We start from the raw sequence: 19,094 nt of genomic DNA on the forward strand, positions 1-19,094 counted from the left end.
GATGCAACTTACCGCAACCATGCAAGACTTTATCCTCCACTGGGGAGAAATGGGCACCAAATGGGGGGTCAACCGGTCCGTCGCGCAAATCCATGCGCTTTTGCATCTGTCACCCAAACCAATGGCCGCGGATGAGATTTGTGAAGCGCTGAACCTTGCAAGGTCAAACGTATCAAACGGACTCAAGGAACTGCAAGCTTGGAAACTGGTCAGCATCAGCCGCGATCTGGGCGACCGGCGTGACAAGTTCCACTCCATCCGCGACATGTTCGACCTTGCGCATGTTGTGATCGAAGGCCGCCGCAACCGCGAATTTGCACCTACCATCGCAGCCCTCGAAAAGGTCGCAGCAAAAGCGCAGGACGATGCAACCCCACCCCAAGTCAAAGCACGCATGGCCGAGACGCTGGAAACCATGCAGATGTTCGACAAATGGTACATGGATGTCGCGCGACTACCCCGTGGGGTGCAAATGGCGGCGCTGAGACTTGGCGGCCGGATTGCACGGTTCCTGCCCAAATCAAACTGACCCTTTTTTTGATTAGGAGTTTCTGAAATGACAGAAATAACTGAAATACATAACCAAATACGCTATTCGGTCCATCCGACCGCCTTCGTCGCGGCACTCATCTGTGCGCCTCTTGCGGTCACCGCGCTGACGTTTTGGACCGTTCTTGGGTTGTTTGCTTTGCCATTCGGGATCCTCCCCTATTTGGTCATTGGCACACCCCTTCTGTTGTGGGCCGTAGGGCATATCAAACCACGATTTGGGGCTTACGCGCTTCTTGGTTTAGCCGGGAACTTCATCATGGCCGCAGTGATCGGCATTGTGACTTTGGCAAACGGAAATATCGACCAAGCAAACGAAGCAATCGTGTTCTTTGCCGGTTTCGGTATGATCTTTGCCCCGCTCTATGGAGGTACCTTTGGATCACTTTATGCCAGCTTTCATCCAAACATCCGTATTCTCAGAACCTAACGAAAGGACATAAAATGCCACTTCTCTTTACCGCCTTCTTCTTTGTGACCGCCTGCGCACTGGCGGGCCTGTCATACATGATTTTTCGCATTGGTGAGGCACTGTCAGACTGTCCAGCAACCGGACGCGCGGCAAGGGCCGGGTCTTTGACCATCGTGACCGGTTTTATAGCCATTGGCACCGGTGCGGTGATGATCATCGCCGCAGGCATCTTTATGACCTTGGCAGGTATCAATGTTGAAACTGTCTTGGCAGCAATCGGCGTGTCGCTTCTTGGTCTTGGTTTGGGCTTCACCCACGCCATCGCAACCTTGCGCGATGTCGTCGCGCAGGCAGCAGCCCGTTCAGAGGCCGCCTAGATCAATGCACCCCGGAGGCAACTCCGGGGTGTAATCCTCAATAGCTGTACTCGCTATAAATCCGCTGCAGATCACCGCCCCAATCACCGTGGTAGTGATCCAGCAACTCATCCGCTGGCGTCTTCCCGCTCTCAATCGTCTCATGCAGCGCATTCAGGAAATGCGTCTCATCCGCGATCAGGCCGCCCGCACCGGGCATTGCACGTGCCTTCAACCCGGCCTCTGAAATTGCCACAACCTCGCGCGCAAGATCGTGCATGTTGATCCCATCAACCTGCGCCTGTAACCCATCGACAGACGCTGCCACCCGCAACGCCTCGCGCTGTTCCGCCGTCCAGCCTTTGCACAGGTCCCACGCCGCGTCCAAAGCCGCCTGATCATACATCAGCCCGACCCAAAACGCAGGCAGCGCGCACAAGCGGCGCCAAGGGCCGCCATCGGCCCCGCGCATTTCTATAAACTGTTTCACACGCGCTTCGGGGAACACGGTCGTCAGATGATCCGCCCAATCCGACAACAGTGGCTTTTCACCCGGCAGTGCGGGCAGTTCCCCTTTCAGGAAATCCCGAAAAGACATGCCCAGCGCGTCGACATATTTGCCATCGCGGTAGACAAAATACATCGGCACATCGAGGACCCATTGCACCCACGCCTCAAACCCGAAGCCTTCGTCGAAGACGAAGGGCACCATGCCGGTACGGTCTGCATCGAGATCGCGCCAAATGCGCGACCGCCATGATTTATGGCCATTCACCTGACCTTCAAAGAACGGGGAATTGGCGAACAGGGCGGCGGCCACAGGCTGCAATGCAATTGCCACGCGCATTTTCTGCACCATATCGGCCTCGGACCCGAAATCGAGGTTCACTTGCACCGTGCAAGTTCGGCGCATCATCGCCGTGCCCATCGTGCCCACTTTTTCCATGTAGTTGTTCATCAACTTGTAGCGGCCCTTGGGCATCAGCGGCATCTGCTCATGCGTCCATTCGGGGGCGGCACCAAGGCCGATAAACTTCACGCCAATCTCATCAGAGACCGACTTCACCTCGGCCAGATGCACGTTTACCTCATCGCAGGTCTGGTGAATGGTCTCTAGCGGGGCACCCGACAATTCCAGCGCCCCACCCGGTTCAAGGCTCACGTTGGCGCCATCTTTGGTCAGGCCAATGATTTTGCCCTCTTCCTCAACGCGGTCCCAACCGAAACGGCCCTCAAGCCCTTCCAGCACAGCCTTGATGGAACGTTCACCTTCATAGGGCAGCGGCAATAGACTATCCTGACAAAACCCGAACTTTTCGTGCTCGGTCCCGATGCGCCAGTCGGCCTTAGGCTTGCACCCTTTGGACAGCACCTCGGCTAGCTGATCATGATGTTCGATAGGGCCGCCGCCGGATTGAGGGATAGACATGCGCGCTGCGCTCCGCTGTTGAATAGGTCTTATCGGTGACCTGCCCGAAGGCATGTGTCAATGCAAGAGCGGCTTGACACGGCTCCATACGGTGACGCGCGCATCAGGTGTGTGTGAAAGCACATCCAGCACGGTGTTCGTTTTGATGTCTGGCAAGGCCGCGAAAACATCGAACAGGTCCTCGGCACCTTTGGCATTGATCGGGATGGTCAGAACTTGACCCTCGATACTGGTCAAAACCCAGCTGGGGTCGGGATAGCTGGTCGGATCGATCTCAAGCTTGCTCAGGTCAGCCACATCAATAATACCACCATCAAGCGGGCCAAAATACGCCAGGCGACGCTCACGGATTTGAACCACACCGGGACCGTCGCCATCTTGGGCAAAGCGGGCACGCTGAATGGCCGCGACACCCCAGCCTATGCCGATGGCGCAGAAGATATACCCTAACCAGACGTTGATACCGACGCCCGTCGCGGCCCACCAAATGCCCAGAATGAGCACGACACACGCCATCAAAACCTCGCGCCAGCGCCAGAAAAATGCGCGTACTTCGGGACGCAAGAAATCACCCATAGATCACCTGTGGTTCCTGATAGAAAAGAATGGTGTAGTCGCCCGTGCGCCTAAACCCAATTGCCTCATAGGCTTTGCATGCTTGGGGCGAGGCGGCGAATAGAATTGCGCGTTCGACGCCATCCGCCTGCGCCTCTTGGAGATGCATCGCCACCGCCCGCCTCGCCAATCCGCGCGACCTGTCCGCTGGTGGTGTATAGACAGCACCAATCTGCACCGCCTCTGGCAGCGTCGCGTTAAACCCCGTCATCGCCATCGGAGTGTCGCCTTCGTAAAGCACCCTGTGGGTGTCAGCGGCGATAAAACTGTCCACGTCATCCTTGGCCTTCTGTTTAGGATCCTCCCCCGGCATTGGCAGGGCTTCCTTTAGATAAGCACAGCGCCATGCAATGATAAGGTCACGCGGCGCGTCCGTAAGTGGACGCAAGGTAAACCCAGTGCAGTCGGGCACCAGCATGTCCTTGAGCGGCAACTCATAAAGCGGTTCTTCCACGTCCAGCCCACCATGGGCGGGCAGCCCCAAGACGTTGCGCAATTCTGCAATCTGTTCCGCGTCCCCCAACATGCCTTTGACAGCCTTCCCGGTCAGAATTGTTTTCACATCACCCCAAACCCGATTTGGGCATTGCGGGAAAAGGGCGCCTTCGTCAGACAGGGGCAAAAGATCAACGATCTCACCTGCCTCCCACCTGACCCAAAACTGCATGGCGCGCGAATGCCCGCCGGACATGCCATAGCGGCGCAGGTTTGCCAGCGGAAACATCGAGGTTGCGATATGGGCCTTCAAGAACGCCTCGATAGCGGGCCGGTCTTGCAAGGTAGCGCGGATCATTTGCCATCCTCTTGGTCCAAGGGATGCCACCCAAGGCCGTCACTGTCATCGCGTGGCAGGCTATAGGGGGCAGGTTCAAACCGCGGCGTCATTTCGGTAAAGTCGTGGATCAGTTCCAAATCAAAACCCACGGTCCGGTAAAGGCGCCCACCTTGCACCTCATAGCGATCAAAGGCGTCATGCTGCGGTGCAGGTGCCCCCGCCAGCAGACGTTCGCGCAGCGCTTTGGTTAAAGGGGCGGGCTGGCCGTTCTTCAGACGCAGGCCAGTGCGACAGTCCTTGTTGACCTTGCCACTGACAACCTGATGCAAACCCGTCGCGCGCCCGATAATATCTGAAACCTCCATCGATGCATGCAATTGGTAGTGGGTGTTATCCAGAAACCAACCGCCACTGCGCCAGAAGTGATCTTGGGGAAAAAGGGCGAGTGCGGTGAACCAGGGGGCCTGCGAAACAACGGTATATTGCGCGCCCGCACGCTGATTTGGGTCGGCATTATGGACTGCGTAAATAAAGTGCTTGCCATCAGGTGAAAGCGCGCAGTCCTCGACCCGCAGCGACTTGCGTAGCCATTGCCCTTGGGTGAAGGTATCAGTTGCCCGATCCCAACCAATCAGGTTGTAAAGTTTCATGCCCGCCCGGCGCAAAATCAGTGCCTGCTCATTTTCAGTGGCAAAGAACAAATACAAACGCAGGAGCGGGGCCGTGCTCATCCCCAATCGCCCAATGCCTGCTGCCAAACGGTCAACGCTGCCACAGCCGCCGTATCCGCGCGCAAAATCCGCGGGCCAAGGCTGACCGGATGCGCATAAGGCAACCCGCGCAGCCGGTCCCGCTCGGCTGGCGAAAACCCTCCTTCTGGCCCGACCAAGATCGCCCATGGTCCTGCGATATCCGGCAACCCAACAGGATCACCGATCAAAACTTCGTCACAAAACATCAACTGCCGGTCGTCTGGCCAGTCTGCCAAAACCCGGTCCAACCGTGCCAAATCATTCACAGGAGGCACAAACGTCCCTCCGCATTGCTCTGCCGCCTCAACCGCATGAGCCTGTAATTTATCCTGCCTGATCCGATTGGCGCTCTGGGTGAAATCCGTCTGCACAGGCATCACCCGCCGCACACCCATTTCCACCGCTTTTTCAACGATAAAGGCCGTCCGCTCTTTGCGGATAGGTGCGAAGAGCAGCCATAAATCCGGGGGCATCTGCAAAGCGGCCGTCTGCTCGGAGCAGGTCAAAACACCACCCTTCTTGCTGGCCTTTACGACCTCTGCATCCCACTCACCATCCGCGCCGTTAATCAGCGACACCACGGTGCCTTCACCCAATCGCATCACCCCGAAAAGATAATGCGCCTGCTCCCGCGACAGCGGAACCGATTGCCCTTCCCCCAGCGGGTGATCTACATAAAGCCGAACCTTGGATGCCATGAAGCGGACCATATGACCGAAGATGCCGAAGTGCCAGAGCCTGCGGGTGTCGTTGCAGACGCCGTAAAGGACAATTGGGTTGATCGGTTTGCACCTGCTTTCAGCCGCCCCTACCTGCGTCTCAGCCGGGCGGACCGGCCCATTGGTACGTGGCTGCTTTATGCGCCCTGCCTATGGGGGTTGGCGCTCGCAATGCTGGCCACTGACAGTTATGGGCCAAGCGATGCTTGGATCATCATCGGCTGCGGTATCGGCGCTTTCCTGATGCGCGGCGCAGGCTGCACATGGAATGATATCAGCGACCGAGATATCGACGGATCAGTCGAACGCACCCGCTCGCGGCCTATCCCGGCAGGACACGTCACAGTACGCGGTGCGCTGATCTGGATGGTCGTGCAGGCCCTTCTTGCCTTTTTGATCCTGATCTCCTTCCCCGCCACCGCCATCGCCCTCGGCATCCTCGCGCTGGTACCTGTCGCGATCTACCCCTTCGCCAAACGGTTCACATGGTGGCCACAATTATTCCTTGGACTGGCGTTCAACTGGGGGGCACTGCTGGCATGGGCAGCCCATACCAACAACATCGGTCCAGTGCCTATCGTACTCTATTGCGCAGGGATCGCATGGACGCTGTTCTATGACACGATCTATGCGCACCAAGACGCCGAAGACGATGCGCTGATCGGAGTGAAATCCACCGCAAGGCTTTTTGGCGAAGACAGCCGGAAATGGCTGCGTTTCTTCCTCACCGTCACAATCGTTCTTTTTGGGCTTGCGGTCCTGCTTGCCGCCTCAGAACGCTCACCATTGTCGCTGGTCATCGCCATCGGCGGGCCTTGGGCGCTGGGATGGCATCTGACATGGCAGCTTACCAAGTTCGACCCCGAAGACGGTGATGGATTGCTGAAGATATTCCGTTCAAACCGAGATGCCGGGCTGATCCCTTTGCCATTTTTCGCCTTAGCCTTTTTGGTGTGATTGAACACCGCCGCTGCTGGGCCTATGCAATGGTCCAATCAACTTTTGGAACCTCATGCGCCTCTCAGCTCTTTTCATACGCCTGATCGTTTTCGCCGCCGCCGGTTTTTTGTCGGTCGGAGCCGCGCAAACAACCGTCGCGGTTGTCGAAGAACGGTCTGTGCTGGCGGTGCAGGAAACACTTGTAGATCAAGGCTATGAATGGGCGACCGTGCTGGGTGACGGACTGCAGGTGATCCTGGAAGGGGAAGCCCCGACAGAGGCCGTACGCTTCCGCGCGATCTCGGCCGCCGGTGGGATGGTGGACGCCAGCCGCGTGATCGACAACCTGTCTGTTGCCGATTCGGAAGTCATCCAACCGCCCGAGTTCGCCATCGAAATTCTGCGCAACAACGCCGGCGTCTCACTTATCGGGTTGATCCCGGCCACGACGGACCGCGACGCACTGGCCGCGCGGATCACCGATATTGCCGATGGGCTGCCCGTCACCGATCTGCTTGAAGTGGCCGATTATCCGACGCCAGACACATGGCGCGCGGCACTCGACTATTCATTGCGCGCGCTTGATCTGCTGAATAAATCAAAAATCTCGGTCAACGCGGATCGTGTGATCGTAAATGCTATTTCGGACAGCCCTGCAGAAAAACGACAGCTTGAAATCGCACTGGCACGCAACACACCCGATGGGGTGCGGCTGGCTGTTGAGATCAGCGCGCCACGCCCCGTTATTTCGCCCTTCACCACACGCTTCATTCTGGACGACGAAGGCGCACGCTTTGACGCCTGCACCGCCGATACCGAAGAGGCCATCAGCCAGATCCTTACTGCGGCATCCGAGGCTGGGTTTCAGGAACAGGCCAACTGCATTCTCGCCCTTGGCGCACCATCACGGACGTGGGGTCAGGCGGTGGCACAATCCATCACCGCCGTCGATAATTTGGGGGGCGGCACCATCACGATTGCCGACACTGACGTGACACTGATCGCTCCGGTGGGGACGGGGCAGGCCACTTTTGACAATATCGTCGGGCGGCTGGAAAACTCTCTGCCAGAGGCGTTCGCGCTCACTGCTGAACTGCCCGAACTGCCCACACAAACAACCGAGGAATTGCCGCGATTTACCGCTACGTTAAGCCCCGAAGGGGCGGTACAAATACGCGGCCGCGTCCCCGATGACATCACCAATACAGTGGTCGAAAACTTTGCCCGGGCGCGTTTTGGCCAGCGCGATATCACGATGGGCACACGGACGGCCGATGGACTGCCCGCAGGTTGGTCCGTCCGGGTGCTTGCCGCGATTGAGGCCCTGTCGGAGCTTTCAAACGGAGCGGTGATTGTCGAAGCAGACAAGCTACAAATACGCGGCAACACCGGGAACGAGGATGCCAGCGGCGCAATTTCCCGGCTGCTGATCGAAAAACTGGGCCAGACTGCTGATTTTGAAATCGATGTCACCTATGTCAAAGAGCTTGACCCGATTGCTGGCATCCCGACGCCAGAAGAATGTATTGCACAGATCACCGCCGTTACGGATGCGCGAAAGATCACCTTCGATCCCGGCTCAGCCGATCTGACGGCGGCCACACAGCCCGTGGTGGATGAAATCGCTGATATCCTCAAAGCCTGCGGCGATCTGCGGATCAGGGTGTCGGGCTTTACCGACAGCCAAGGGCGCGAGATCATGAACCAGCAACTGTCGCAAGACCGCGCCGACGCGGTTCTGACAGCGCTTCGGGCGCGCCGCGTACCTGTGTCCACCTTCACATCCATCGGCTTTGGCGAAGAAAACCCCATCGCCGATAACGACACCGAAGAAGGTCGTGAAGCCAACCGCAGGATTGAATTCAGCCTGATCGTGCCTGAATCCACGGCCGATGAAGCCTCGACACTGGACGAGCTGGCCGCGGAACCACCGACCGAAGATGCAGATGACACTGCTCCAGAAAACGAATAGACCAGCCTTATGAACAGAACCGAATTCATCATTGCGACGGCCGTGATCCTTTTTGTGGCCTTCATGCTGGGCTGGTTTGCCAGTTGGCTGGTCAACCGCTTTACCCGCGTGACCAAAGCCGAGGTGGGTGAACTGGACAAGATGGCACAAGCGCTGCATGAGGCAGAAGAAACCCGTGATCAGGCGATCACCTACCTGCAACAGCGTGAGGCTGAAATCACCAACCAACTGAGCCAGACCGAGGCAGAACTAAGAGCGGCTATGGACGGGCTGCGAGAGGCACGGCAGGAAGCAGAAGAACTCCGCGGATATATTGAGCGGCAAAACGTCGGGTAGCAGATAGCCTTTACGCTCAGAACGCGTGCTTAAACCGAAGCGGCAAAGCAGTCCATCACACAGCAAGCAGCGAATGTCAGGAATTGGGACTGCCATCAAACCTGCGCTTTATCAAATCTGCGGTTTTTCGACGAGCGAAGCTATTGACTTAGAGTAAACTCTAACCTGTAAATCTTATGGCGTCTTGACGAGAAGCGGCATGCAATGAAGATCGGTGAACTGGCCAGACGTTCAGGGTTATCAACCCATACCATCCGTTACTACGAGCGGATTGGCCTATTGCCCCGTGCGGATCGCGATGGTGGGGGAAGGCGCAACTATGACGCTTCTATCCTGAATTGGATCGAGTTTCTGGAACGGTTGAAAACCACGGGAATGCCGATCCGAGATATGTTGCGCTACGCAAAGTTGCGTGATCTCGGTGACCAGACAGGTCCTGATCGACGCGCATTGCTCGAAGAACATCGCACAGTTGTTCGTGCAAAGGTCGCCGCTTTGCAGGCCTGTCTCCTCGTCCTTGACACTAAAATCGACGGCTATGTCGACACAGAGATAAGGACGCAAAATGACCAACGAAAACCAAAGATCAGAGCAAATGACACGGCTGGAACGTGGCAAGCTCGCGCTGAACGAGATTGATGGGCAAGCAGGGCAAAATGTAATTGATGCGCTTGCTGACATCGCGCCAGATTTCGCGACCTACCTGTTCGAGTTTCCGTTTGGCGATATTTATGCGCGACCTGGGCTTTCCCTTCGCGACCGGGAAATCGCAACAATAGCCGCCTTGGCTGCAATGGGGACCGCCGCGCCACAACTAAAGATTCATATCGAAGCTGGGTTGAATGTTGGCCTATCGAAGGACGAAATCACTGAAGTCCTAATGCAAATGGCTGTCTATGCTGGTTTCCCAGCAGCACTGAACGGGCTGTTTACCGCGAAGGAGGTTTTTGAAACCCTTTCTACTGAATGAGATGAACATCCGTCTGGCTTCATCGCTTGGGCGATTTAGAAATTGAGGCTAAGCATTCAGCGGACACGCAAGTGAAGTTCGGGCAATTCGTCCCTGCCCCAATGTGGGTCCCCCAGTTGCGATGGCTTTCCACCTTCCAACTTCGCACAAAACGCCAATGATGGAAGGAGATATTGCTGGGTTCGTGGAATTTGGAGCTCTTATTAACATCTACGTCGCCCCGCATCCCCACGTCACAAGCACCTGCGAATGTACAGACCTATCGCGGTGCGGCGGCACGCCTCAACCGGTCATTGATAGCGCGGCCCAACCCGTGATCAGGAATGGGCGAGACAGCAATCGCCGCGGCCCCCATTGCATCCAACTCATGCAGACAGGCAAACAGACAGGCCGCAGCTTCGGTCAAATCCCCCGCGACGGAGAGATTCAGATCAGCCTCTACCGGACCGAACCCAAGCAGCACTTCGCCCGGTTCAGCGTAAGGTGCGTTTAAACGCACCTTACCTTGCGGCGCGTAATGCGACGCCAACTGGCCCGGTGCTATCGGGGTGTCCGGGTTTTCCTCGGCAACCAACGTTTGACCCAAACATGCCTCTAAGGCCTCAACCGGAATACCCCCTGCGCGCAGCAAAGCGGGTGCACCCACGCAGCTCACAATCGTTGACTCAACACCAACCGCACAGGCACCACCATCAACCACCGCATCAATCCGATCGCCCAGCCCGGCCACCACATGGGCCGCTCTGGTAGGGCTGACCTTCCCCGAAGGATTGGCCGAAGGTGCCGCAACCGGCCCGCCAAAGGCGCTCAGCACACCAGATGCCACCGGGTGATCAGGCACGCGGACAGCCAGCGTATCCAACCCCGCTGTCACTAATTTCGATATCCCCGCATCCGCCCGAACAGGCAACACAAGCGTCAATGCACCCGGCCAAAACGCCTGTGCCAATCGGCGCGCCGCGTCATTGAACACGCAATAAGCTTCTGCCGCCGCCGTATCCGGCACATGCACAATCAACGGATTGAAACTGGGCCGTTCCTTGGCTGCGTAAATCCCCGCAACGGCCCGGTCATTCCGCGCATCCGACCCCAGCCCATAGACCGTTTCGGTCGGAAACGATACCAGCCCGCCAAGCCCCAGTATTCTTGCCGCTTTTTCCAAACCGGCAACATCAGGTTGTAGCACAAGCAATTGTTCAGATTTCATGACGTGGCGTTTTGGTTGATGGGGGGCCATGCTGCGGTAGATTGGCCATATTGGGCGATGCATAGCCCCCGGACCGCCATTTGCCAAGCGGCTGTAGATTTTGGAGACAGAACAATGCCTTATCGCGCTCCCATCAGCGATTTTCAGTTCTTAATGGATCATATCGTAGGCTTTGATCAGGTCGCAGCAACCGATCATTTCGCGGATGCCACACCCGATATGACCCAAGCGATCCTCTCTGAGGCCGCCAAAATGAGCGAAGACATCATCGCACCACTGAACCGTGCTGGTGACCTGCACCCCGCCCATCTGGACAATGGTATCGTGCGCACATCGCCTGGTTTTGCCGAAGGCTACACCGCGATCGCAGAGGGCGGCTGGATCGGCATGTCCGCGTCTCAAGATGTTGGCGGCCTTGGCCTGCCCATGACCCTTACCACTGCGGTCAACGACATGATGGCCAGTGCCTGTTTGTCCCTGCAACTCAGCCCGCTGATGACCCAAGGCCAAATCGAGGCGCTGGAACACCACGCCTCGGACGCGATCAAAGCGCTCTATATCCCCAAGCTGATCTCTGGGGAATGGAACGGCACCATGAACCTGACCGAACCACAGGCCGGGTCCGATGTGGGCGCCCTGCGCACCAAGGCCGAACCGAACGGCGATGGCACCTATGCGATCACTGGCCAGAAAATCTACATCAGCTGGGCCGACAATGATTTCACACAAAACGTCTGCCACCTTGTCCTCGCCCGCTTGCCGGGTGGCGTGCCAGGAACCAAAGGCATCAGCCTTTTCATGGTCCCCAAACTGATCCCGGATGCAGACGGCAACCCCGGCATTAAGAACGACCTACGTGTCGTCAGTCTTGAGCATAAGATGGGCCTGCACGGTTCTCCCACCGCTGTAATGGAATATTCCGGTGCAAAGGGCTGGCTTGTAGGCCCCGAAAATGGCGGCATGGCGGCGATGTTCACTATGATGAACAACGCCCGCCTTGGCGTCGCCGTGCAAGGCGTCGGCGCCGCCGAAGGCGCACTGCAACATGCGCTGGCCTACGCACAAGACCGCAAACAGGGCAAGGCCTCTGGCAGCGGCAGCATCATAGAACACCCTGACGTGCGCCGCATGCTAACGACGATGAAGGCAGACATCTTTGCAGCCCGCGCAATCACGCTGATGAACGCGGTTGCGATTGATATGGCGCTGGCCACGGGTGACGAAGGCTGGAAAGCCCGCGCAGCCTTCCTGACACCCATCAGCAAAGCATTCGGCACGGACGTGGGCTGCGAAGTATCGGCCACCGGCATCCAAGTACACGGCGGCATGGGTTTTATCGAAGAAACAGGTGCAGCCCAATACGCCCGCGACGTCCGCGTCACCACGATCTATGAAGGGACCAACGGCATTCAGGCGATGGACCTTGTAGCGCGTAAATTGATGGACGGGGGCGAGGCAGCCTTCCGTATCCTTGAAGAGATTGAACAAGGGGCCGAAGCTGCCAAAGTGACACAGCCCGAACTGGCCGAAGCCGTTTGGCAATCAGCCGAGACCCTGCGCGAAACCACTGAATGGCTTGTCGCCCAAGACGACCTTAACGATCGTTTCGCCGGTGCAGTGCCTTATCTGCGGGCCTTTGCCCGCGTTCTGGGCGGTCACGCGCATCTGGCCAGTGCAGTAAAAGGCGATGCCGCCCGCGCGCGCCTTGCAACCTTCTATATCAAGCGTATGTTGCCCGAACATCTGGGCCTTCTGGCCCAAGCACGTGAAGGGGCAAAGGATCTTATGGCCATTTCCGCAGACGAACTCGCGGCCTAATGCCCGACGACCAAAGCGGCATCCGCTACCCATACCCGGACGCACCCGCAGAGGGTGAGGCAATCACGGTTGCCCCGGGTGTCCTCTGGATGCGCCTACCGCTTCCGATGGCGCTTGATCACGTCAACGTCTACGCGTTGGACGACGGCGATAGCTGGACAATAGTTGACACCGGTTTTGCGTCCAGACGCGGGCAGGCGATTTGGGAAAGACTGCTGGCGGGGCCCTTGCAAGGGAAACCCGTCTCGCGCGTCATCGTCACCCATCACCACCCGGATCATGTTGGGCTGGCCGCATGGTTCATGGATCATGGGGCGACGCTGTGTATGCCTCGTACCGGCTGGCTGATGACACGAATGCTGACATTGGACGTGCAAGAGGTACCCAACGCAGAGGCACTGACATTCTACAAGCGCGCAGGTATGGACCCAGACATATTTGAACAGCGGCGCACCGAACGTCCCTTCAATTTCGCCGATTGCGTCGCACCCCTGCCACAAGGCTACACCCGGCTGATCGACGGGCACAGTATCACCATGGGCGGGCGCACGTGGGATATCCGCATGGGCGACGGGCACGCACCCGAACACGCCACCTTCTGGAGCCAAGACGACAACCTTGTCATCGGCGGCGACCAATTGCTGCCTTCCATCAGCCCCAACCTTGGCGTCTATCCCACTGAACCCGACGCAGACCCCGTTACCGACTGGCTCCGCTCTTGCGAGGCGTTCCAGGCCTACGCGCAGCCCGACCAACTGATCCTCGGCGGGCACAAGCTGCCTTTCACTGGGCTACCCACGCGGCTGATGCAACTGATCGACAACCACCATGGTGCCCTCAAACGGCTCTTGGCGCACCTCGGCACACCACAAAGCGCTGGCGAATGCTTTCTTCCGTTGTTCAAACGCACTATCGGCCAAGGCGAATACGGGCTGGCACTGGTAGAATCCGTGGCTCACCTTAACCATCTGCACCAAGCGGGACTTGCAACACGCATATTGCGCGAAGATGGTGCATGGGTGTTTCAAGCAACTTAAGCTGCGGCCTGTGCCGTAAGTGGCGTCATCGTCAAACCATCAGCAGTCAGAATACAAATCGTATCCGTGGGCACTTCGGTCCAACGCAGCGCGACACCACACAACGGTTCTGACGCCAAAGACCGGCCACCGTTGTCTAATATACCCGACGCATAAAGCGACGGGGCCTGCCCTGAGGATGCATGCCGAAAGGCATAAAGCGACTGCCCATCCGAGAATACACAAGTCAACTTGGTCGGCCCGTCTTCACCCATCGGTCCGATCTGATCGAGCGTCGCCCGCATCGCCTCTGCCGGATCATCCTCCAGTCCATTCGCCAGCAAGATCAGGAAAATCATCTCACTATCAGTTGTGCCTTGCATGGCATCAAACAAATAATCCGGTAAAGCCGCCAACATGCGACGGCGGATCGCCTTGAAATGCGGGATCTGGCCATTGTGACAGAACGACCATTTGCCGAACGTGAACGGATGACAATTCGCGCGGCTGGTTTCACCCACGGTCGAGGCCCGGATATGGGCAATGAAATGATGCGAACGTACCATACGGCACAGATTAATCAGGTTATCATCAGCCCATGCGGGCAACACATCACGATAAAGGCCCGGCGTTTCATACGCCCCGTACCAGCTGATCCCAAAGCCATCACCATTGACGGCCAACTTGGCCTCAGTCGCATGCTGGCTTTGCTCCAGCAACGAATGGGCCGGGCGGACGATAATATTCTCAAGTGGGATGTCGGGGCCGGTATAGGCCGCAATACGGCACATCTAATGGCGGCTCTCGATCCGGGCGTGAAGACGCTTCAAAATACGGCTCGCCGTGGTCTCGCAAAGCGCGGGAACAAAAGCATGAAGCAAAGCGGCAAGGGCCGCAGCACCCAACCAAAAGGCGAAAGAAAAAGCAAACAGCATATGCTGAAAGTAGGTCTCGTTCACAGTTGCCGGATGGTTGAGAAAGAGAGCAGCAAGCAGGTTCTTGCGTGAGATAGAGTGTGATGCTTCAGACATTTTTAGCATTCCCTTGTTGATTTCTCACAGACTAACCCAACAACTGAGCTGATCTATCCCAAACATGGTTGCCTACCTAAGGCATATTGGGATACCATCCCAAGTATGCCACATGAAATAGACAAAATAGACCGCGCAATCCTTCGCATCCTGCAAACTGACATCACTCTTTCGGTCGATGACATCAGCGCTGCGGTCAACCTGTCACGCAATGCCTGTTGGCGGCGGATCAAGGCGATGGAACAACTGGGCGTTATCAAAGGCCGGGTGGCCTTGGTTGATCCGGCCAGCGTCGGCCTGCCACTGACCGCCATGGTCCTGATCAAAACCAACGCCCATGACGCAAATTGGCTCAAGCAGTTCCAAACAACATTGCAAAGCTTCCCCGAGATCGTCGGCGCCTACCGGATGACTGGCGATCTGGACTACGTCTTGCGGGTGCGGGTGGCCGATGTCCCTGCCTATGACGCGTTCTACAAAAGACTGACATCACGCATTTCTCTCTCGGACATCTCGGCAAGTTTCGTTATGGAGGAGATGAAGGAAACAACAGCGGTGCCGCTATGACCAAGACAACCATGCAGATCGATACCTCAGCCGAGCTGATGGAGAACGACATCCTGCCCCAGTGCCGCGAAATCCACACGGACCCAGAGGCACAACCGGCCACAGGGCAAACAATGCCCAAAGCACTGTCAGAGCCCGTCGCCAAGAAAAGCGCCGCGCAATGGGCTTATGAGCGGATCATCATGTACATCCAGAATTTCGAGAAACAGCTTGATAACGACCACGAGGTCGGACTGGGGCTCGCTGGTGGCATGACCGGCGTAATCAAGATCGAAGGTCTGGGGTACTACGACCCCGATATCGTGACCTACTACGGTATGAACGAAAGCGGGGCGCGCACGCAATTGATACAGCACGTCAGCCAATTGAACGTGACCTTGGTTGCCAGCCCCAAGCACATCGACCAACCCGAACCCAACCGGATCGGGTTTCGGCTGGCCTCGGCCTTGGACGGCGATAACGCTTGAGGCGGGATAGTTGATCGTAGAACATCTTTGTGGCAAGCAATGCTATTCAAACTGCAAGCAAACCTCCCTGAAACCGGTCGTTTGCCGAAGAAGTGACCACTGGCGGTAATGCGCACCGGGCACTTCTTTCTCTAGTCACTTCAAGATTACTTGATAGCGAGGACGTCGAAATTGTGGACGTTTGCCACTACACCGTCGTCCCATCCGCCTGAAACCAACTCTGAAGCCTTATCGTTAAGCAGTCCGGCGACTTGTCCGGCAAAGTGCGCTTCGCGGCCTGAGTTGTCGGCTAAGATGTCAAAGATAGCGAGTGTATCATCAGCTTGAAGTGCAAACCAAAGTACGGTGCCCGGTTCGGTTTCATTCACAGTTCAGGCCGCTCCGGCCAGAAATTCGGCGAATGTTTCGGTCTGGGTTGAAATGTGGCGGAGAATACGGCCATGGAATTGAACCAGATCAGGTATTTCTCGCTGTCTGCGAACATTGCAACTTTACACATGCAACCAATGCTACAGAAAGTTCATGATGAGACGTGACAGGCCAAGTCAGAGGCGGTTCGTCATATGCGTTTGGAGCGGGTTCCAATCTCGGTCGGTGTCGGCGAAACGATTGGACGCAACAGAATTTCGGCAGCTATGGAGCGTATTCGTACGCGATTGCCGCAAGCCGAAATTGAATTGATGTGGCATCATCTTCCGAGCTTCTTGCCGGATTGCGAGATGGTAAATTTGACATTGTAGTCACGGCAGAGAAGGTCAGTGAAGACCTCTATCGCACAGATCAACGCTATGAAGAGGACTACAAGGTAGTGGTGTCAAAGTCGCATCCGTTGTCTGAACTAAATGCCATTTCTCTTTCGACTCTTGCTGAAATTGACATGCTTGACCGACCAAATTGCGAAATGCGTGATGCTTTGCATGGAACATGTGCTGCAAGTGTCAGGTGCGGTGATCTTGCCAAGCACGGCAATTCCCGCAGATATGGGCCGCGTGTCGATACCCATCGACGGCCTTGAAATTTCGCGAACTGTTTCTGCCCTTCTTTATCGGCACCAAACGACGAGACCAGAGACAAATGATCTGATCCGTGAGATTATGCGGACGCAGTGAAGTCGATAACCGATATGTGCACATCGCGCAGCATCTGGAACTTTGGGCTCACCCGTCGTCCACTGCGCGCGGTCGGAAAGGCCAATTTGCGCTCTGCTGCCGCGAGTTGCATCAACGATCTGGCAGCAAAGTCGGCTTTGCCTGATAACTGACAAAATGATAGCGACGTACGAAGCAAGATTCGGAGCGCTTTATACGTGAAAGATATCATCCTACTCGACGGTGGCATGGGTCAGGAACTGGTGCATCGTGCGGGCGATCGTCCGACGCCACTTTGGTCCACCCAAGTGATGATCGACCATCCCGGATTGGTGGCCGAGGTACATGCGGATTATCGCAATGCCGGGGCCACGGTCCATACCACCAATACCTACGCCATCTTGCGTGACCGTCTGGATGGGACTGGGTTGGAGGACAAGTTCGAAGCGCTCTATGATGCTGCCTTGACCGAGGCGAAAGATGCCGGTGTTTTGGCCGGCGCGATGGGGCCACTTGGGGCGTCATACCGTCCCGACCTGCTGCCTGCCCATGATATTGCCGTTGCGACTTATACCGAAGTTGCTGAACGTCTTGCCCCAGAGGTTGATCTGATCATCTGCGAAACCGTCGCCTCTGTCGCCCATGCACGCGCGGTCTTAGAGGCTGCGGCGCCCACAGGAAAACCAGTTTGGGTAGCGCTGACCGTAAACGACAGTGATGGCACAAAACTGCGGTCGGGCGAGCCTTTGTCAGATGTGTTAGCCGTCACACAAGACGCGAGCGCATTGCTTGCAAATTGTTCATCCCCCGAAGCGATTGACACTGCTATCAGTGTGCTTGCCACCGGCGACAAAGCTTTCGGCGGCTACGCAAATGGCTTTACCCAGATCAGCGAAGGTTTCTTGGGTGATAAACCAACCGTCGATGCGCTGAGCGCCCGCCAAGACCTTGGCCCGGACGCATATGCGGCCTTCGCCATGGGTTGGATCGCCCGTGGTGCCACGATTGTCGGCGGCTGCTGCGAAGTGGGTCCTGCGCATATCACCAAACTCGCCCAAGAGATCAGGACCGCCGGGCATCGTATCGTGGCCCCATGAGCGCGCCGTGTCTCTTTGATATTTATGTCGTCGATGGTTTTATCCTGACGGAATTTGCAGGCGTGGTCGAAGTGTTGCGGTTGGCGAACCGGATCAATGGCAGTCCGATTTTCGAATGGCAGATCAGATCAGCATCAGGCGGCATGGTCAGGGCAAGTAGCGGTGTCATCGTGGACAGCACGCCCATACCCACGCGACCAGAGGCCGACTATCTTTTTGTCATCGGCAATAGTGATCCGGATTGTCCCGCACTCTCGCTCGGTCCGGCGCTGGCCACCTATACCAGCAGGCAGGCCCGCGTTGTGCTACTGTCAGAAGCTGCCAGCCGCTATATCACCGAAAACGCAGGCAAACCCAGCAACCACACAACCCATTGGGAAAACCGCACCGTGCTTTTGGAACAACTTGGCCTGTTTGACACCAAAGCCACCCTCGCCGTTGAAAGCGGGGCGATCATCACCTGTGCGGGGATGAGCGCCACCTTTGACATCACGCTGTCGATTGCCAGCCAGCATGCATCACCCACCACGATGGCAACGGTCGCCGATATCCTGCTTCATGAACGCGTCCGGCATTTCAACACGCTGCAGCCCTTTTCGGGCAAAGAGGTAACAACCACGGGCGATAGTGCTCTTGATGCCTGCCTTGCGCTGATGAAGGACAATATGGAGTTCCCCCTGCCCATCAGCGAGATTGCAGAGCAGACCACCCTGTCAAAACGCTCGTTGGAGCGAAAGTTCAACCGGCTCCTGAACGCAACGCCCAATAGCTATTATCGCGGGCTGCGGCTGCACAAAGCCAACAACCTGCTGCTCAATACCGATATGCGGATCAATGAAATCGGGCTTGCCTGCGGCTTTCCCAGCGGGTTCACCACGATCTATCGCGAAGCCTTTGGCATGACCCCGAATGCTGCGCGCAAGAAAGGTCGCCTAAAATAGTATATTTGCGACAATAGCGACGCTTTTCATGCATTCTG

Annotated in this window: 24 protein-coding genes and 1 pseudogene; 16 read left to right on the top strand and 9 right to left on the bottom strand. The window is 56.9% G+C overall.

The genetic code is table 11. The features are described from left to right. The first annotated feature begins 1 nt into the window (after window position 1). The 3 genes from BC777_RS09310 to BC777_RS09320 are packed head-to-tail and all read left to right on the top strand — an operon-like array spanning window position 2 to window position 1,338. Window positions 2-529 (top strand): GbsR/MarR family transcriptional regulator, encoded by a 528-nt coding sequence (locus BC777_RS09310; protein ID WP_245834218.1) that lies wholly within the window; start codon window positions 2-4, stop codon window positions 527-529. A 27-nt stretch (window positions 530-556) separates the two neighbouring features. Beyond that, window positions 557-979: a hypothetical protein gene (locus BC777_RS09315; protein ID WP_100367782.1), complete on the top strand. Its 423-nt coding sequence runs from the start codon at window positions 557-559 to the stop codon at window positions 977-979. Between the two features lie 14 nt (window positions 980-993). Continuing rightward, the gene (locus tag BC777_RS09320) at window positions 994-1,338 is read left to right on the top strand and encodes a hypothetical protein (protein ID WP_100367783.1); all 345 of its coding nucleotides are present in this window, start codon (window positions 994-996) and stop codon (window positions 1,336-1,338) included. Window positions 1,339-1,375: 37 nt separating this feature from the next. Here BC777_RS09320 and BC777_RS09325 read toward each other — a convergent pair whose 3' ends face one another. Genes BC777_RS09325 through BC777_RS09345 form a run of 5 tightly spaced genes read right to left on the bottom strand, consistent with a single transcriptional unit; the run spans window position 1,376 to window position 5,586 of the window. Further along, on the bottom strand, window positions 1,376-2,746 hold the full coding sequence (locus BC777_RS09325) for a glutamate--cysteine ligase (RefSeq protein ID WP_100367784.1): 1,371 nt from the start codon (window positions 2,744-2,746) through the stop codon (window positions 1,376-1,378). A 57-nt stretch (window positions 2,747-2,803) separates the two neighbouring features. After that, a complete protein-coding gene (locus BC777_RS09330; RefSeq protein ID WP_100367785.1) occupies window positions 2,804-3,322 on the bottom strand; it encodes a hypothetical protein in 519 nt (172 codons plus the stop codon). Continuing rightward, window positions 3,315-4,154: a GNAT family N-acetyltransferase gene (locus tag BC777_RS09335; RefSeq protein WP_100367786.1), complete on the bottom strand. Its 840-nt coding sequence runs from the start codon at window positions 4,152-4,154 to the stop codon at window positions 3,315-3,317. Before BC777_RS09335 ends, BC777_RS09330 begins: the two co-directional genes overlap by 8 nt. After that, entirely contained in the window at window positions 4,151-4,867 is a 717-nt protein-coding gene (locus BC777_RS09340) for a hypothetical protein (protein ID WP_100367787.1), read from the bottom strand. Before BC777_RS09340 ends, BC777_RS09335 begins: the two co-directional genes overlap by 4 nt. Then, window positions 4,864-5,586, bottom strand: coding sequence for a 16S rRNA (uracil(1498)-N(3))-methyltransferase (locus BC777_RS09345; RefSeq protein WP_100367788.1), 723 nt, complete (start codon window positions 5,584-5,586; stop codon window positions 4,864-4,866). The genes BC777_RS09340 and BC777_RS09345 overlap by 4 nt, the downstream gene beginning before the upstream one ends. A 12-nt stretch (window positions 5,587-5,598) precedes the next feature. On the opposite strand from BC777_RS09345, the gene ubiA reads away from it, so the two are divergent. From ubiA to BC777_RS09370, 5 genes are all read left to right on the top strand, one after another. Next, on the top strand, window positions 5,599-6,564 hold the full coding sequence (gene ubiA, locus BC777_RS09350) for a 4-hydroxybenzoate octaprenyltransferase (protein WP_100367789.1): 966 nt from the start codon (window positions 5,599-5,601) through the stop codon (window positions 6,562-6,564). A gap of 55 nt (window positions 6,565-6,619) precedes the next feature. Then, complete coding sequence (locus BC777_RS09355) at window positions 6,620-8,518, top strand: OmpA family protein (RefSeq protein ID WP_100367790.1); 1,899 nt, start codon at window positions 6,620-6,622, stop codon at window positions 8,516-8,518. A gap of 9 nt (window positions 8,519-8,527) precedes the next feature. Next, window positions 8,528-8,854 (top strand): hypothetical protein, encoded by a 327-nt coding sequence (locus BC777_RS09360; protein ID WP_100367791.1) that lies wholly within the window; start codon window positions 8,528-8,530, stop codon window positions 8,852-8,854. A gap of 204 nt (window positions 8,855-9,058) precedes the next feature. Next, entirely contained in the window at window positions 9,059-9,493 is a 435-nt protein-coding gene (locus tag BC777_RS09365; RefSeq protein WP_100367792.1) for a MerR family transcriptional regulator, read from the top strand. After that, on the top strand, window positions 9,420-9,824 hold the full coding sequence (locus tag BC777_RS09370) for a carboxymuconolactone decarboxylase family protein (RefSeq protein ID WP_100367793.1): 405 nt from the start codon (window positions 9,420-9,422) through the stop codon (window positions 9,822-9,824). Before BC777_RS09365 ends, BC777_RS09370 begins: the two co-directional genes overlap by 74 nt. 259 nt (window positions 9,825-10,083) lie before the next feature. On the opposite strand, the gene BC777_RS09375 is transcribed toward BC777_RS09370, so the two are convergent. Further along, the gene (locus BC777_RS09375) at window positions 10,084-11,031 is read right to left on the bottom strand and encodes an L-threonylcarbamoyladenylate synthase (RefSeq protein WP_245834220.1); all 948 of its coding nucleotides are present in this window, start codon (window positions 11,029-11,031) and stop codon (window positions 10,084-10,086) included. Window positions 11,032-11,145: 114 nt separating this feature from the next. On the opposite strand from BC777_RS09375, the gene BC777_RS09380 reads away from it, so the two are divergent. Together BC777_RS09380 and BC777_RS09385 are read left to right on the top strand one after the other, a co-directional pair. Further along, window positions 11,146-12,849, top strand: a complete 1,704-nt coding sequence (locus BC777_RS09380) for an acyl-CoA dehydrogenase (RefSeq protein ID WP_100367795.1) — start codon at window positions 11,146-11,148, stop codon at window positions 12,847-12,849. Further along, window positions 12,849-13,886: an MBL fold metallo-hydrolase gene (locus tag BC777_RS09385; protein WP_100367796.1), complete on the top strand. Its 1,038-nt coding sequence runs from the start codon at window positions 12,849-12,851 to the stop codon at window positions 13,884-13,886. Before BC777_RS09380 ends, BC777_RS09385 begins: the two co-directional genes overlap by 1 nt. Here the strand turns inward: BC777_RS09385 and BC777_RS09390 are convergent. Together BC777_RS09390 and BC777_RS09395 are read right to left on the bottom strand one after the other, a co-directional pair. Next, complete coding sequence (locus tag BC777_RS09390; RefSeq protein WP_100367797.1) at window positions 13,883-14,656, bottom strand: class II glutamine amidotransferase; 774 nt, start codon at window positions 14,654-14,656, stop codon at window positions 13,883-13,885. The genes BC777_RS09385 and BC777_RS09390 overlap by 4 nt on opposite strands. Continuing rightward, window positions 14,657-14,896, bottom strand: a complete 240-nt coding sequence (locus BC777_RS09395; protein ID WP_100368086.1) for a DUF6356 family protein — start codon at window positions 14,894-14,896, stop codon at window positions 14,657-14,659. A 105-nt stretch (window positions 14,897-15,001) separates the two neighbouring features. Here BC777_RS09395 and BC777_RS09400 point away from each other — a divergent pair, with 105 nt between their 5' ends. Continuing rightward, window positions 15,002-15,463: an Lrp/AsnC family transcriptional regulator gene (locus BC777_RS09400; protein ID WP_100367798.1), complete on the top strand. Its 462-nt coding sequence runs from the start codon at window positions 15,002-15,004 to the stop codon at window positions 15,461-15,463. Next, window positions 15,460-15,930: a DUF6173 family protein gene (locus tag BC777_RS09405; RefSeq protein ID WP_100367799.1), complete on the top strand. Its 471-nt coding sequence runs from the start codon at window positions 15,460-15,462 to the stop codon at window positions 15,928-15,930. The genes BC777_RS09400 and BC777_RS09405 overlap by 4 nt, the downstream gene beginning before the upstream one ends. Window positions 15,931-16,076: 146 nt before the next feature. On the opposite strand, the gene BC777_RS09410 is transcribed toward BC777_RS09405, so the two are convergent. Beyond that, window positions 16,077-16,298 carry a hypothetical protein gene (locus BC777_RS09410; RefSeq protein ID WP_211095347.1) on the bottom strand — a complete coding sequence of 74 codons (222 nt, stop codon included), beginning with the start codon at window positions 16,296-16,298 and terminating at the stop codon, window positions 16,077-16,079. 314 nt (window positions 16,299-16,612) lie between these two features. On the opposite strand from BC777_RS09410, the pseudogene BC777_RS19695 reads away from it, so the two are divergent. The 4 genes and pseudogenes from BC777_RS19695 to BC777_RS09425 all read left to right on the top strand — a co-directional run. After that, window positions 16,613-16,804: pseudogene (locus tag BC777_RS19695) on the top strand (LysR family transcriptional regulator substrate-binding protein); the annotation flags it as partial. Between the two features lie 7 nt (window positions 16,805-16,811). Next, window positions 16,812-17,039: a hypothetical protein gene (locus BC777_RS19530; RefSeq protein ID WP_245834222.1), complete on the top strand. Its 228-nt coding sequence runs from the start codon at window positions 16,812-16,814 to the stop codon at window positions 17,037-17,039. A 197-nt stretch (window positions 17,040-17,236) separates the two neighbouring features. Beyond that, complete coding sequence (locus tag BC777_RS09420) at window positions 17,237-18,115, top strand: homocysteine S-methyltransferase family protein (protein ID WP_100367800.1); 879 nt, start codon at window positions 17,237-17,239, stop codon at window positions 18,113-18,115. Further along, the gene (locus BC777_RS09425) at window positions 18,112-19,056 is read left to right on the top strand and encodes a GlxA family transcriptional regulator (protein WP_100367801.1); all 945 of its coding nucleotides are present in this window, start codon (window positions 18,112-18,114) and stop codon (window positions 19,054-19,056) included. The genes BC777_RS09420 and BC777_RS09425 overlap by 4 nt, the downstream gene beginning before the upstream one ends. Window positions 19,057-19,094: the final 38 nt, after the last annotated feature.

Source organism: Yoonia maricola, from assembly GCF_002797915.1.
Lineage (GTDB): Bacteria > Pseudomonadota > Alphaproteobacteria > Rhodobacterales > Rhodobacteraceae > Yoonia > Yoonia maricola.

What these genes read in the sequence shown, in the direction of transcription:
- BC777_RS09310 (WP_245834218.1), top strand. Translation starts at nt 2, where the DNA reads ATGCAACTTACCGCAACCATGCAAGACTTTATCCTCCACTGGGGAGAA.
- BC777_RS09315 (WP_100367782.1), top strand. Translation starts at nt 557, where the DNA reads ATGACAGAAATAACTGAAATACATAACCAAATACGCTATTCGGTCCAT.
- BC777_RS09320 (WP_100367783.1), top strand. Translation starts at nt 994, where the DNA reads ATGCCACTTCTCTTTACCGCCTTCTTCTTTGTGACCGCCTGCGCACTG.
- BC777_RS09325 (WP_100367784.1), bottom strand. Translation starts at nt 2,746, where the DNA reads ATGTCTATCCCTCAATCCGGCGGCGGCCCTATCGAACATCATGATCAG.
- BC777_RS09330 (WP_100367785.1), bottom strand. Translation starts at nt 3,322, where the DNA reads ATGGGTGATTTCTTGCGTCCCGAAGTACGCGCATTTTTCTGGCGCTGG.
- BC777_RS09335 (WP_100367786.1), bottom strand. Translation starts at nt 4,154, where the DNA reads ATGATCCGCGCTACCTTGCAAGACCGGCCCGCTATCGAGGCGTTCTTG.
- BC777_RS09340 (WP_100367787.1), bottom strand. Translation starts at nt 4,867, where the DNA reads ATGAGCACGGCCCCGCTCCTGCGTTTGTATTTGTTCTTTGCCACTGAA.
- BC777_RS09345 (WP_100367788.1), bottom strand. Translation starts at nt 5,586, where the DNA reads ATGGCATCCAAGGTTCGGCTTTATGTAGATCACCCGCTGGGGGAAGGG.
- ubiA (WP_100367789.1), top strand. Translation starts at nt 5,599, where the DNA reads ATGACCGAAGATGCCGAAGTGCCAGAGCCTGCGGGTGTCGTTGCAGAC.
- BC777_RS09355 (WP_100367790.1), top strand. Translation starts at nt 6,620, where the DNA reads ATGCGCCTCTCAGCTCTTTTCATACGCCTGATCGTTTTCGCCGCCGCC.
- BC777_RS09360 (WP_100367791.1), top strand. Translation starts at nt 8,528, where the DNA reads ATGAACAGAACCGAATTCATCATTGCGACGGCCGTGATCCTTTTTGTG.
- BC777_RS09365 (WP_100367792.1), top strand. Translation starts at nt 9,059, where the DNA reads ATGAAGATCGGTGAACTGGCCAGACGTTCAGGGTTATCAACCCATACC.
- BC777_RS09370 (WP_100367793.1), top strand. Translation starts at nt 9,420, where the DNA reads ATGACCAACGAAAACCAAAGATCAGAGCAAATGACACGGCTGGAACGT.
- BC777_RS09375 (WP_245834220.1), bottom strand. Translation starts at nt 11,031, where the DNA reads ATGAAATCTGAACAATTGCTTGTGCTACAACCTGATGTTGCCGGTTTG.
- BC777_RS09380 (WP_100367795.1), top strand. Translation starts at nt 11,146, where the DNA reads ATGCCTTATCGCGCTCCCATCAGCGATTTTCAGTTCTTAATGGATCAT.
- BC777_RS09385 (WP_100367796.1), top strand. Translation starts at nt 12,849, where the DNA reads ATGCCCGACGACCAAAGCGGCATCCGCTACCCATACCCGGACGCACCC.
- BC777_RS09390 (WP_100367797.1), bottom strand. Translation starts at nt 14,656, where the DNA reads ATGTGCCGTATTGCGGCCTATACCGGCCCCGACATCCCACTTGAGAAT.
- BC777_RS09395 (WP_100368086.1), bottom strand. Translation starts at nt 14,896, where the DNA reads ATGTCTGAAGCATCACACTCTATCTCACGCAAGAACCTGCTTGCTGCT.
- BC777_RS09400 (WP_100367798.1), top strand. Translation starts at nt 15,002, where the DNA reads ATGCCACATGAAATAGACAAAATAGACCGCGCAATCCTTCGCATCCTG.
- BC777_RS09405 (WP_100367799.1), top strand. Translation starts at nt 15,460, where the DNA reads ATGACCAAGACAACCATGCAGATCGATACCTCAGCCGAGCTGATGGAG.
- BC777_RS09425 (WP_100367801.1), top strand. Translation starts at nt 18,112, where the DNA reads ATGAGCGCGCCGTGTCTCTTTGATATTTATGTCGTCGATGGTTTTATC.